The 13,033-nt window shown below is 54.7% G+C and carries 10 protein-coding genes; all 10 read left to right on the forward strand.

Going from position 1 to position 13,033, the window contains the following annotated elements:
- Nucleotides 1–306 precede the first annotated feature (306 nt).
- The 10 genes from kdpF to ACLJRH_RS04395 all read left to right on the forward strand — a co-directional run bounded on the left by kdpF (nucleotide 307) and on the right by ACLJRH_RS04395 (nucleotide 12,919).
- Complete coding sequence (gene kdpF / locus ACLJRH_RS04350; protein ID WP_001670793.1) at nucleotides 307–396, forward strand: K(+)-transporting ATPase subunit F; 90 nt, start codon at nucleotides 307–309, stop codon at nucleotides 394–396.
- Complete coding sequence (gene kdpA / locus ACLJRH_RS04355; RefSeq protein ID WP_000730068.1) at nucleotides 396–2,075, forward strand: potassium-transporting ATPase subunit KdpA; 1,680 nt, start codon at nucleotides 396–398, stop codon at nucleotides 2,073–2,075. The genes kdpF and kdpA overlap by 1 nt, the downstream gene beginning before the upstream one ends.
- A 20-nt stretch (nucleotides 2,076–2,095) precedes the next feature.
- Nucleotides 2,096–4,144, forward strand: a complete 2,049-nt coding sequence (gene kdpB, locus ACLJRH_RS04360) for a potassium-transporting ATPase subunit KdpB (RefSeq protein WP_000088034.1) — start codon at nucleotides 2,096–2,098, stop codon at nucleotides 4,142–4,144.
- 8 nt (nucleotides 4,145–4,152) lie between these two features.
- Nucleotides 4,153–4,737 (forward strand): potassium-transporting ATPase subunit KdpC, encoded by a 585-nt coding sequence (gene kdpC / locus ACLJRH_RS04365; protein ID WP_023136718.1) that lies wholly within the window; start codon nucleotides 4,153–4,155, stop codon nucleotides 4,735–4,737.
- Nucleotides 4,734–7,418 (forward strand): two-component system sensor histidine kinase KdpD, encoded by a 2,685-nt coding sequence (gene kdpD, locus ACLJRH_RS04370; RefSeq protein ID WP_023136719.1) that lies wholly within the window; start codon nucleotides 4,734–4,736, stop codon nucleotides 7,416–7,418. Before kdpC ends, kdpD begins: the two co-directional genes overlap by 4 nt.
- Nucleotides 7,415–8,092, forward strand: coding sequence for a two-component system response regulator KdpE (kdpE, locus tag ACLJRH_RS04375; RefSeq protein WP_000186053.1), 678 nt, complete (start codon nucleotides 7,415–7,417; stop codon nucleotides 8,090–8,092). The genes kdpD and kdpE overlap by 4 nt, the downstream gene beginning before the upstream one ends.
- 277 nt (nucleotides 8,093–8,369) lie before the next feature.
- Entirely contained in the window at nucleotides 8,370–8,474 is a 105-nt protein-coding gene (speFL, locus tag ACLJRH_RS04380; RefSeq protein ID WP_015632840.1) for a leader peptide SpeFL, read from the forward strand.
- A 380-nt stretch (nucleotides 8,475–8,854) separates the two neighbouring features.
- Nucleotides 8,855–11,053 (forward strand): ornithine decarboxylase SpeF, encoded by a 2,199-nt coding sequence (speF, locus tag ACLJRH_RS04385; protein WP_001292402.1) that lies wholly within the window; start codon nucleotides 8,855–8,857, stop codon nucleotides 11,051–11,053.
- A complete protein-coding gene (gene potE, locus ACLJRH_RS04390; protein ID WP_000042658.1) occupies nucleotides 11,050–12,369 on the forward strand; it encodes a putrescine-ornithine antiporter in 1,320 nt (439 codons plus the stop codon). The genes speF and potE overlap by 4 nt, the downstream gene beginning before the upstream one ends.
- Nucleotides 12,370–12,433: 64 nt before the next feature.
- Nucleotides 12,434–12,919: a pyridoxamine 5'-phosphate oxidase family protein gene (locus tag ACLJRH_RS04395; protein ID WP_000070056.1), complete on the forward strand. Its 486-nt coding sequence runs from the start codon at nucleotides 12,434–12,436 to the stop codon at nucleotides 12,917–12,919.
- Nucleotides 12,920–13,033: the final 114 nt, after the last annotated feature.

Below are 13,033 nucleotides of genomic sequence, written 5' to 3' on the forward strand. Positions count from 1 at the left end.
GCCCCGGTATAGATTGAATCGGTGAATAGCACCGAAAAATTGAACCTCGTTACCTGATTAAAATAGTACCGCTTTCGGTGTAATTTTACTACTCATCCGACCACTTATTTTCACGCTTTTCCAGCAGATTTACATTCAAAGCGTAAATTAGTTACAAAAAGGTTAAATTAATACTAATCATTAGTTAAATAATGGTCTTTGCCATTTTTATACTTTTTTTACACTCCGCCCGCCAATTTTTGCGAAATCTTTGCAGCCAAAAAATTACCTTTCTCAGGAGTAAAACAATGCCACTGGAGGTGCTCTGTGAGTGCAGGCGTGATAACCGGCATCGTGCTGGTTTTCTTACTTTTAGGTTATCTGGTCTATGCCCTGATTAATGCGGAGGCGTTCTGATGGCCGCGCAAGGATTTTTACTGATCGCCAGTTTTTTACTGATTTTATTAGTACTGGCGAAACCGTTGGGTTCGGGCCTGGCAAGGCTCATCGCCGCCGTTCCGTTGCCGGGCGTGGCTGGCATTGAGCGTATCCTCTGGCGGACTCTTGGCATTACCGACCACGAAATGAACTGGCGTCAGTATTTACTGGCGCTACTGACGCTCAATCTGCTGGGACTAGGCATCCTGTTTTGCCTGCTGTTCTGGCAGGAGTGGCTGCCCTTAAATCCGCAGCGGCTACCGGGTCTGTCCTGGGATCTGGCGCTGAATACCGCCGTCAGCTTTGTCACCAATACCAACTGGCAAGCCTACAGCGGCGAAAGCACGCTGAGCTACTTTAGCCAGATGGCGGGGCTGACGGTGCAAAATTTCCTGTCGGCGGCGACCGGGATTGCGGTGGTTTTTGCACTTATCCGCGCCTTTACGCGCCAGAATGTGCACACGCTGGGTAATGCCTGGCAAGATCTGGTACGCATTACGCTATGGATATTATTTCCTGTCGCGTTAATTATCGCGCTGTTTTTTATCCAACAAGGCGTACCGCAAAACCTGTCGGCTTATCAGCCCATCACCACTCTTGAAGGCGCTAAACAACTCTTGCCGATGGGTCCGGTTGCTTCGCAGGAGGCGATCAAAATGCTTGGCACCAACGGCGGCGGTTTCTTTAACGCCAACTCTTCGCATCCGTTCGAAAACCCCACCGCGCTCACTAATCTGGCGCAGATGCTGGCGATATTTTTGATTCCAGCCGCGCTCTGTTTCGCCTTTGGCGAAGCGGCGGGCGATCGCCGTCAGGGACGCGCGCTACTGTGGGCAATGTCATTCATTTTTGTGGTCTGCGTAGCGGTAGTGATGTGGGCGGAAGTTCAGGGAAATCCACATCTGTTGGCGGCAGGCGCGGACAGTAGCGTCAACATGGAGGGTAAAGAAACACGCTTTGGCGTGCTGGCCAGCAGCCTGTTTGCCGTCGTCACGACCGCGGCGTCCTGCGGGGCGGTAAATGCCATGCACGACTCGTTTACCGCTCTGGGCGGTATGGTGCCGATGTGGCTGATGCAAATTGGCGAAGTGGTCTTTGGCGGCGTCGGTTCAGGCCTGTACGGCATGTTGCTGTTTGTCCTGCTGGCGGTGTTCATCGCGGGACTGATGATCGGTCGCACGCCGGAGTATCTGGGGAAAAAAATCGACGTGCGCGAAATGAAAATGACCGCGCTGGCGATCCTGGTCACGCCGATGCTGGTCTTGTTGGGTTCGGCGCTGGCGATGATGACGGATGCCGGACGCAGCGCAATGCTAAACCCTGGCCCGCACGGTTTTAGCGAAGTGCTATATGCCGTCTCCTCTGCCGCCAACAACAACGGTAGCGCCTTTGCAGGTCTGAGCGCTAACTCGCCTTTCTGGAACTGTTTGCTGGCGTTCTGCATGTTCGTCGGACGTTTCGGCGTGATTATTCCTGTCATGGCCATCGCCGGATCGCTGGTCAGTAAAAAAGTACAGCCGGCCAGTCAGGGAACGCTGGCGACCCACGGCGCGCTATTTATTGGACTGCTTATCGGCACGGTACTGCTGGTCGGCGCGCTGACATTTATTCCTGCCCTGGCGCTTGGCCCGGTAGCGGAACATTTCTCTTTACCTTGAGCGATGCGGAGTACATTGATATGAGTCGCAAGCAACTGGCGCTGTTTGAACCTGTTTTACTCGTACAGGCGCTAACGGATGCCGTAAAAAAATTAAGCCCACGCGCCCAGTGGCGTAACCCGGTGATGTTTGTGGTCTGGGCCGGCAGCGTGCTAACCACTCTGTTAACGCTCGCTATGGTAACAGGACAAATAGCGGGAAGCGCCTTGTTTACAGGGGTGATCAGTCTGTGGTTATGGTTCACCGTACTGTTCGCCAATTTTGCCGAAGCGCTGGCGGAAGGCCGCAGCAAAGCCCAGGCAAACAGTCTGAAAGGGGTGAAAAAGACCGCGTTCGCTCGCCGTCTGCGCGCCCCGCGCCATGATGCGCAGGCCGATAACGTGCCCGCCGCTGAACTGCGGAAAGGCGACATTGTCCTGGTCAAAGCGGGCGATATTATTCCCTGCGACGGCGAGGTCATCGAAGGCGGCGCCTCGGTGGATGAAAGTGCGATTACCGGCGAATCCGCGCCCGTGATCCGTGAGTCCGGCGGCGATTTCGCCTCTGTCACCGGCGGCACGCGAATTCTTTCCGACTGGCTGGTGATTGCCTGTAGCGTCAATCCTGGCGAAACCTTTCTTGACCGGATGATCGCGATGGTGGAAGGCGCGCAGCGGCGGAAAACGCCTAACGAGATTGCCCTGACGATTTTGCTCATTGCCCTGACCATTGTCTTTTTACTGGCGACCGCCACTCTGTGGCCCTTCTCCGCCTGGGGCGGTAACGCGGTCAGCGTCACCGTGTTGGTGGCGTTGCTGGTGTGCCTGATCCCCACTACCATCGGCGGGCTACTCTCCGCCATTGGCGTAGCCGGAATGAGCCGAATGTTGGGCGCGAACGTCATCGCCACCAGCGGCCGCGCCGTAGAAGCCGCGGGCGATGTCGACGTGTTACTGCTGGATAAAACCGGCACTATCACGCTCGGCAACCGCCAGGCGTCCGATTTTATACCCGCCCGAGGGGTGGACGAACGCACGCTGGCTGACGCCGCGCAGCTCGCTTCGCTGGCCGACGAAACGCCGGAAGGCCGCAGCATTGTGATCCTCGCCAAACAGCGCTTTAACCTGCGTGAACGCGATGTGCAGTCGCTTCATGCCACCTTTGTTCCGTTTACCGCGCAAAGCCGCATGAGCGGGATTAATATCGATAACCGGATGATCCGTAAAGGCTCGGTGGACGCGATTCGGCGTCATGTCGAGAGCAATGGCGGCCATTTTCCCGCCGATGTCGAGCAAAACGTCGAGAACGTGGCGCGTCTGGGCGCGACGCCGCTGGTGGTCGTGGAAGGCGCGCGCGTACTGGGTGTTATCGCCCTCAAGGATATCGTTAAAGGCGGCATTAAAGAACGTTTCGCCCAGCTACGAAAGATGGGCATTAAAACGGTGATGATCACTGGCGATAACCGCCTGACGGCGGCAGCGATTGCCGCCGAAGCCGGTGTGGACGATTTTCTTGCCGAAGCCACGCCGGAAGCCAAGCTGGCGCTGATCCGTCAATATCAGGCGGAAGGACGGCTGGTCGCCATGACCGGCGACGGCACTAACGATGCCCCGGCGCTGGCGCAGGCTGACGTCGCGGTGGCGATGAACTCCGGCACCCAGGCGGCAAAAGAAGCCGGTAATATGGTGGATCTGGACTCTAACCCGACCAAGTTGATTGAAGTGGTGCATATCGGTAAGCAGATGCTGATGACGCGCGGCTCGCTCACCACCTTCAGTATCGCGAATGATGTAGCGAAATATTTCGCCATTATTCCCGCCGCGTTTGCCGCTACCTATCCGCAGCTAAACGCGCTCAACGTGATGGGGCTGCATTCGCCGAACTCCGCCATTCTGAGCGCGGTGATCTTTAACGCCCTGATTATTATTTTTCTGATCCCGCTGGCATTAAAAGGCGTGAGTTATAAGCCGCTTTCCGCATCGGCCATGCTGCGCCGTAATTTATGGATCTATGGTCTGGGTGGTCTGGTGGTGCCGTTTATTGGTATCAAAGTGATTGATGTGCTGCTGACCCTGCTGGGTCTGGCGTGAGGTGTATGATGATCGGTTTACGTCCTGCTTTTTCGACAATGTTATTTCTGCTGTTATTGACCGGCGGCGTGTATCCGCTTCTGACCACGGCGCTGGGGCAGTGGTGGTTTCCCTGGCAGGCTAATGGCTCGCTGATTCATAAAGACAATGTGATACGCGGCTCAGCGCTTATCGGACAATCGTTTACCGCCGCAGGCTATTTTCATGGCCGGCCCTCCGCCACCGCCGATACGCCTTATAATCCACTGGCGTCGGGCGGAAGCAACCTGGCCGCCAGCAATCCCGAACTGGATGCGCAAATTCAGGCCCGCGTCGCCACGCTACGCGCCGCTAACCCCCAGGCGAGCTCCGCGGTTCCGGTTGAGCTGGCGACGGCGTCGGCAAGCGGGCTGGATAATAATCTAACGCCCGGCGCCGCAGCATGGCAAATCCCCCGCGTGGCGGCGGCTCGCCAGCTTCCCGTTGAACAGGTCGCGCAACTGGTTGCAGAATATACGCACAGGCCGCTGGCGCGCTTTCTTGGGCAACCGGTGGTGAATATTGTTGAGCTTAATCTGGCGCTGGATGCGCTACAGGGACACAGAGCGAAATGAACGACGAACCCTTGCGTCCTGATCCGGATCGCTTGTTGGAACAAACGCCCCCGCCCCACCGGGGGAAGTTGAAAATTTTCTTCGGCGCCTGCGCAGGCGTCGGAAAAACCTGGGCGATGCTGGCGCAAGCGCAGCGGCTGCGAGCGCAGGGGCTGGATGTGGTGATCGGCGTTGTAGAGACGCACGGCCGTGAAGAGACCGCCGCACTACTTGACGGGCTGACCATTCTGCCGCCAAAACGTCACTCGCACCGGGGGCGGCAAATTCGCGAATTTGACCTGGATGCCGCCCTCGCCCGGCGTCCGGCGCTGATTTTAATGGATGAGCTGGCGCACAGTAACGCGCCTGGCTCACGCCATCCTAAGCGCTGGCAGGATATTGAAGAGCTGCTGGAAGCGGGAATCGACGTTTTCACCACCGTGAACGTACAACATCTGGAAAGTCTGAACGATGTGGTGAGCGGCGTCACGGGGATTCAGGTGCGCGAAACCGTCCCCGATCCCTTTTTTGATGCCGCCGATGAAGTCGTACTGGTCGATCTGCCGCCCGACGATCTGCGCCAACGGCTCAACGAAGGTAAAGTGTATATCGCCGGTCAGGCGGAACGCGCTATTGAACATTTTTTCCGCAAGGGCAATCTGATCGCCCTCCGCGAGCTGGCGCTACGCCGGACAGCCGATCGCGTGGACGATCAGATGCGCGCCTGGCGCGCGCATCCGGGCGAAGAAAAAGTATGGCATACCCGCGATGCGATTTTACTGTGTATCGGGCATAACACCGGCAGCGAAAAACTGGTGCGTACCGCGGCGCGTCTGGCCTCCCGGCTCGGCAGCGTCTGGCACGCCGTCTATGTCGAAACGCCAACGTTACACCGCTTACCGGAAAAGCAACGACGGGCCATTTTAAGCGCGCTGCGCCTGGCGCAGGAGCTTGGCGCGGAAACCGCCACCCTGTCCGATCCCGCCGAAGAGAAAGCGGTCGTGCGCTATGCCCGCGAGCATAATCTGGGGAAAATCGTCATGGGCCGCCCGGCGTCGCGACGCTGGTGGCGACGTGACGCTTTCGCCGACCGTCTTGCCAGGCGCGCGCCGGATCTCGATCAGGTGATCGTCGCGCTGGAAGAACCGCCTGCCCGCGCGTTGGCGCAAACGCCTGATAACCGACCTTTTAAAGAGAAATGGCGTGGGCAGATTCAGGGCTGTCTGGTCGCCGTGGCGCTTTGCGCCATCACCACGCTTATCGCTATGCAGTGGCTTGTCACCTTCGACGCCGCCAATCTGGTGATGCTCTATTTGCTGGGCGTAGTGGTGATTGCGCTGCTTTACGGACGCTGGCCGTCGGTGGTGGCGACGGTGATTAACGTGGCGAGTTTCGATCTCTTTTTTATCGCGCCACGCGGTACGCTCGCCGTTTCGGACGTGCAGTATTTGCTGACCTTTGCTGTGATGCTGACGGTTGGTCTGGTGATTGGCAATCTTACTGCCGGGGTGCGCTATCAGGCGCGCGTCGCCCGTTATCGGGAACAGCGTACCCGCCATTTATATGAAATGTCTAAAGCGCTGGCCGTCGGGCGTAGCGAACATGATATCGCCGCGACCAGCGAGCGGTTTATCGCCTCGACATTTCAGGCGCGCAGCCAAATTTTATTACCTGATGCTAACGGTAAGTTGCTGCCTCTCACCCACCAGCAAGGCATGACGCCGTGGGACGACGCAATTGCGCGCTGGAGTTTTGATAAAGGCCAGCCTGCCGGCGCAGGCACCGATACCCTCCCTGGCGTGCCTTATCAAATCCTGCCGCTGAAAAGCGCCGATAAAACGTACGGTCTGGCTATCGTCGAACCGGGTAATTTGCGTCAGTTAATGGTGCCGGAGCAGCAACGCCTGCTGGAAACATTTACTCTGCTTGTCGCCAACGCGCTGGAACGACTGACGCTAACCGCCAGCGAAGAACAGGCGCGTCTCGCCAGCGAGCGCGAAAGTATTCGCAACGCTCTGCTGGCGGCGCTATCGCATGATTTACGCACGCCGCTGACGGTATTGTTCGGCCAGGCGGAAATTTTGACGCTGGATTTAGCCAGCGCAGGATCGCCCCACGCGCGTCAGGCCAGTGAAATCCGCCAGCATATTCTCAACACCACCCGGCTGGTGAATAATTTGCTGGATATGGCGCGTATTCAGTCCGGCGGGTTTAATCTTAAAAAAGAGTGGCTGACGCTGGAAGAGGTCGTCGGTAGCGCGTTACAGATGTTAGAGCCGGGTTTATTGCATCCGATTACATTGTCGCTGCCGCAACAGTTAACGCTTATCCATGTCGATGGCCCCTTATTTGAGCGTGTCCTGATCAACTTGCTGGAAAACGCCGTTAAGTACGCCGGGCCGCAGGCCAGTATCGGCATTGATGCTGCGGTTAAGGACGATCGTTTACAACTGGATGTCTGGGATAACGGGCCGGGTATTCCTGCGGGGCAAGAACAGAAGATTTTCGATAAGTTCGCCCGCGGCAACAAAGAGTCCTCCGTCCCCGGCGTGGGGCTGGGGCTGGCGATTTGCCATGCTATCGTAGAGGTACACGGCGGCACGCTTACCGCCTATAATCGACCGCAGGGCGGCGCCTGTTTCCGTGTGACGCTGCCGCAAGGAAAGCCACCTGAACTTGATGATTTTCATGAGGATATGTGACAAACGTTCTGATTGTTGAAGATGAACAGGCCATCCGCCGCTTTCTGCGCGCCGCGCTGGAAGGCGACGGCCTGCGCGTGTATGAAGCTGAAACATTACAACGTGGTTTACTGGAAGCCGCCACGCGAAAGCCCGATCTGATTATTCTCGATCTCGGCCTGCCGGATGGCGACGGAATCGATTTTATTCGCGACCTGCGTCAGTGGAGCGCAATACCGGTGATTGTCCTTTCCGCCCGCAGCGAAGAAAGCGATAAGATTGCCGCGCTTGACGCCGGAGCTGATGATTACCTGAGCAAGCCATTCGGCATTGGCGAGTTGCAGGCGCGTTTGCGTGTCGCGCTGCGACGGCACGCCGCCAGCCCTTGCGCCGATCCGATCGTCCGCTTTTCCGGCGTGACGGTCGATCTCGCCGCACGGTTGATCCACCGTGGCGACGAAGAAATCCATCTGACGCCGATTGAGTTCCGCCTGCTGGCGGTATTACTCAATAATGCCGGCAAGGTATTAACCCAACGGCAGTTATTAAACCAGGTCTGGGGCCCTAACGCCGTGGAGCATAGCCACTATTTGCGCATCTATATGGGACATTTACGCCAGAAACTGGAACAAGATCCCACCCGCCCACGCCATTTTATTACCGAAACCGGAATTGGCTATCGCTTTATGCCGTGAATAGCCATTCATTATTTTTAAATAACTTCTAATTTTTATGTCATTTATTTTCGGCGTCGCGAATAATTATTTTCGCGGCGATATTATATTTTATGAAGGATATAAAAAACATATAATTAACATTTAAGAAACAATCCGTTATTTCACAGCACGATATGCATAATCGCCGACTAATTATTTTTCAAATGATCGTTTTTTGTTGATCTGGTTCACAGATCGCTGGCGCTCCCTGGATAAAATATCCATGCTTTCAATAAATCAATGAAAGGACCTCAAAATGGAAAATAATAATCGTTTTATGCCCCATATAAGGCGGACAACGCATATTATGATGTTTGCCCACCGTAATAGTTTCGATTTTCATTTCTTTAATGCCCGGTAGTTTTTCTGCTACGGGTACTTCAGCATACAGGTCTTTCCGACCCTTATGTCATTCAGGTCTATTGCCTAAATAACTCGAATTGTTAAAAGCGACAGTACGGTAATTCCTTTACACCAAGCCAGCTAACCATCTGGTTTGATAGAAGAAATTCCGACTCAGCGCAATTTTAGTTATCACGGTTTCTGCCTGTATATCGTAGTACTCAACTCCTTAAATCCTGAATTTCCTGCAACCGGACGGGTTGGGATTTATTACATCTAAAATAAAGCTAATTTACTGATTTTTTTATCAGCGGGATAGCTTTGATTTTTTCCGGAAGAATCAGTTTCTCATGCGAGAAATTGAGGGCCTGCTATTACCTGAAATAAAGAGATGAAAAAATGTCAGAATTAAAAATTGCCGTTAGCCGTCATTGCCCGGATTGTTTTTCTACACACCGTAATATTGTAAATGTTGATGAGAGTCGTTTCATCGACGTGGCTGCCATCGTGTTATCCATCGACGACATTGAACACGGAAAACTCGATGAAATCGACGCAACGGGTTACGGTATTCCCGTGTTTGTCGCGACTCATGACGAAGGGCGCGTACCGCCTGAGTATTTGCCGCGTATCTCTGGTGTATTCGAATATAATGAATCCCGTACTGCCTTCTATGGTCGTCAGTTGGAAACCGCAGCAAGCCACTACGAAACGCAGTTACGTCCACCGTTTTTCCGCGCGCTGGTGGATTATGTCAACCAGGGCAACAGCGCATTTGACTGCCCGGGGCATCAGGGCGGCGAATTCTTCCGCCGTCATCCTGCCGGTAATCAGTTCGTGGAATACTTTGGCGAAACGCTCTTCCGCTCCGACCTATGCAACGCGGACGTGGCGATGGGCGATCTGCTGATTCACGAAGGCGCGCCTTGCATTGCGCAGCAACATGCGGCGAAAGTCTTTAACGCCGATAAGACCTACTTTGTGCTGAACGGGACCTCCTCCTCTAACAAAGTCGTACTCAACGCGCTGTTAACGCCGGGCGATCTGGTACTGTTTGACCGTAACAACCACAAATCTAACCACCACGGCGCATTATTGCAGGCGGGCGCAACGCCAGTTTACCTGGAAACCGCGCGTAACCCGTATGGTTTTATCGGCGGGATCGACGCTCACTGCTTCGAAGAAGATTACCTGCGCGAGCTGATTAGCGAAGTCGCGCCGCAGCGTGCCCGCGAAGCACGTCCATTCCGTCTGGCCGTCATCCAGTTAGGCACCTATGACGGTACTATCTATAACGCCCGTCAGGTCGTCGATAAAATTGGTCATCTGTGCGACTACATCCTGTTTGACTCCGCCTGGGTCGGCTATGAACAATTTATTCCGATGATGGCCGATTGTTCGCCGCTGCTGCTGGAACTGAACGAAAACGATCCGGGTATTCTGGTGACGCAGTCCGTTCATAAACAACAAGCCGGTTTCTCCCAGACCTCGCAGATCCATAAAAAAGATAGCCATATCAAAGGGCAATCGCGCTACGTTCCGCATAAGCGCATGAACAACGCCTTTATGATGCACGCCTCCACCAGCCCGTTCTATCCGCTGTTCGCCGCGCTGGACGTTAACGCCAAAATGCACGAAGGCGTCAGCGGTCGCAATATGTGGATGGATTGCGTGGTTAACGGCATCGATGCCCGTAAATTGATCCTCGAAAACTGTCATCACATCCGTCCGTTCGTACCGGAACTGATTGATGGTAAGCCGTGGCAGTCATACCCGACATCAGAGATCGCCAGCGATCTGCGCTTCTTCCACTTCGTTCCGGGAGAACACTGGCATGCGTTTGAAGGCTATGCCGAACATCAGTACTTTGTCGACCCTTGCAAACTGCTGCTCACCACACCGGGCATTAATGCAGCGAGCGGCGAATATGAAGACTTTGGCGTTCCTGCCACGATCCTCGCCAACTTCCTGCGCGAGAACGGCGTTGTGCCGGAAAAATGCGACCTCAACTCCATTCTGTTCCTGCTGACGCCGGCAGAAGACATGGCGAAGTTACAACAGCTTGTCGCCCTGCTGGCTCGTTTCGAAAAACTGCTGGAAGCTGATGCGCCGTTAGCGGAAGTATTACCGTCCATCTACAAACAGCATGAAGCGCGTTATGCCGGCTATACCCTGCGTCAGCTTTGCCAGGAGATGCACGATCTCTATGCGCGGCACAACGTGAAACAACTGCAAAAAGAGATGTTCCGTAAATCGCATTTCCCGAAAGTCAGTATGAATCCGCAAGAGGCCAACTATGCCTATCTGCGCGGCGAGGTCGAACTGGTTCGCCTGCCGGAAGCGGAAGGTCGTATCGCGGCTGAAGGCGCTCTGCCTTACCCGCCGGGAGTGCTGTGTGTAGTTCCGGGTGAAATCTGGGGCGGTTCTGTCCTGCGTTACTTCAGCGCCCTGGAAGAAGGGATCAACCTGCTGCCGGGCTTTGCGCCTGAACTGCAGGGCGTTTATATCGAAGAACACGACGGCCGTAAGCAGGTCTGGTGCTACGTCATTAAACCTCGTGACGCGCAGCGCTCCCTGCTGAAGGAGGAAAAATTATGAGTAAACCTAAATCCAATAAAATGGGTGTCGTGCAGCTCACAATTCTGACTATGGTCAACATGATGGGCTCCGGGATCATCATGCTACCGACCAAACTGTCTGAAGTCGGCACGATATCCATTATCTCCTGGCTGGTCACCGCCGTCGGCTCGATGGCGCTGGCCTGGGCGTTTGCGAAATGCGGTATGTTTAGCCGTAAATCCGGCGGCATGGGCGGTTACGCCGAATATGCCTTCGGTAAATCCGGCAACTTTATGGCGAACTATACCTACGGCGTCTCGCTGCTGATCGCCAACGTGGCTATCGCCATTTCCGCTGTCGGCTATGGCACCGAGCTGTTCGGCGCCGCGCTGACGCCGCTCCAGATCGGCCTGGCGACTATCGCCGTATTGTGGGTTTGTACCATCGCAAACTTTGGCGGCGCGCGTATTACCGGACAGATCAGTAGCGTTACCGTCTGGGGCGTCATCATTCCGGTTGTCGGCCTGTGCATCATTGGCTGGTTCTGGTTTAGCCCCAGCATGTACGTAGCGTCATGGAACCCGCACCATGTTCCGTTCTTTAGCGCGGTCGGTTCTTCCATCGCCATGACGTTGTGGGCATTTCTTGGACTGGAATCCGCCTGCGCCAACGCAGACGTGGTCGAGAATCCAGAAAAGAACGTCCCCATTGCGGTACTGGGCGGTACGCTGGGCGCGGCGGTCATCTATATCGTTTCGACTAACGTGATTGCCGGGATTGTGCCGAACATGGATCTGGCGAACTCCACGGCGCCGTTTGGTCTGGCGTTTGCACAGATGTTCACGCCTGCGGTAGGTAAAGTGATCATGGCGCTGATGGTAATGTCCTGCTGCGGCTCGCTGCTGGGCTGGCAGTTCACTATCGCCCAGGTCTTTAAATCCTCCGCTGACGAAGGCTATTTCCCGAAAGTCTTCTCTCGTGTAACGAAAGTCGACGCGCCGGTTCAGGGGATGTTGATTATTGTGATTATTCAGACTGGCCTGTCGCTGATGACCATTAGCCCGTCGCTGAATAGTCAGTTTAACGTCCTGGTTAACCTGGCGGTGGTGACGAACATTATTCCGTATATTCTGTCGATGGCCGCGTTGGTTATCATTCAGAAAATGGCGAATGTGCCGTCATCAAAAGCGAAAGTCGCTAACTTCGTGGCCTTCGTTGGTGCCATGTATAGCTTCTACGCGCTCTATTCCTCCGGTGAAGAAGCCATGCTGTACGGCTCAATTGTGACCTTCCTCGGCTGGACGTTATACGGCCTGGTCTCACCGCGTTTTGAATTGAAAAATAAACACGGCTGATGGCGCGCCCGGGCTGCGGTAACGGTAGTCCGGGCATTTTCACACTTTGAATAAGATAATAGAAATGAGTAATCCAGAACGGGAAGTCACTGATATAGCAGAAATACTGGCTATTCTCAGTAAACACGAAGTGTGTCGGATAGGGTTTAACGACAATCTCTGTCCGTATGTTGTCCCCGTAAATTTTGGCTACGAGTATCAGAACGGACGCTGGATATTTTATTTTCACGGCGCACGCACCGGGAAAAAGATGCGTCTGTTACGTAAGAACCCGGCAGTATGCATTGAAATGGACGGCGACCATGCATTACTACGTGCCGATGACCCCTGTGATTATAGCTACGCCTACACCAGCGTTTTCGCCACCGGACTGGCATCGATATTGCAAACACGCGAGGAGATGCGCTACGGCCTGGACGTCATTATGCGTCAGACCGATCCGGGAAAAACCTTCAGTTATCGGGAAGATATGATGAAAGCGGTTTGCGTGGTGCGTATTGAATGCGACGCCCTCACCTGCCGCCGACATCTGGCGACTCAGAGCGAATAAGTCAGATAGCACAAGCGCCTTATCCGGCCTGGAGGCGGTTTACAGGCCTGATAAGCGCAGCGCCGTTAATATAAAAAAGGAGCCTTACGGCTCCTTTTTCTTCCATATCGCCCA

Source organism: Salmonella sp. SAL04162 (genome assembly GCF_046551535.1).
GTDB lineage: Bacteria > Pseudomonadota > Gammaproteobacteria > Enterobacterales > Enterobacteriaceae > Salmonella > Salmonella enterica.

Bases quoted from the DNA above. Each gene is read 5' to 3' on its own strand.
- potE (WP_000042658.1), top strand. From the start codon at position 11,050: ATGAGTAAACCTAAATCCAATAAAATGGGTGTCGTGCAGCTCACAATT.
- kdpC (WP_023136718.1), top strand. From the start codon at position 4,153: ATGATCGGTTTACGTCCTGCTTTTTCGACAATGTTATTTCTGCTGTTA.
- ACLJRH_RS04395 (WP_000070056.1), top strand. From the start codon at position 12,434: ATGAGTAATCCAGAACGGGAAGTCACTGATATAGCAGAAATACTGGCT.
- kdpA (WP_000730068.1), top strand. From the start codon at position 396: ATGGCCGCGCAAGGATTTTTACTGATCGCCAGTTTTTTACTGATTTTA.
- kdpD (WP_023136719.1), top strand. From the start codon at position 4,734: ATGAACGACGAACCCTTGCGTCCTGATCCGGATCGCTTGTTGGAACAA.
- kdpB (WP_000088034.1), top strand. From the start codon at position 2,096: ATGAGTCGCAAGCAACTGGCGCTGTTTGAACCTGTTTTACTCGTACAG.
- speFL (WP_015632840.1), top strand. From the start codon at position 8,370: ATGGAAAATAATAATCGTTTTATGCCCCATATAAGGCGGACAACGCAT.
- speF (WP_001292402.1), top strand. From the start codon at position 8,855: ATGTCAGAATTAAAAATTGCCGTTAGCCGTCATTGCCCGGATTGTTTT.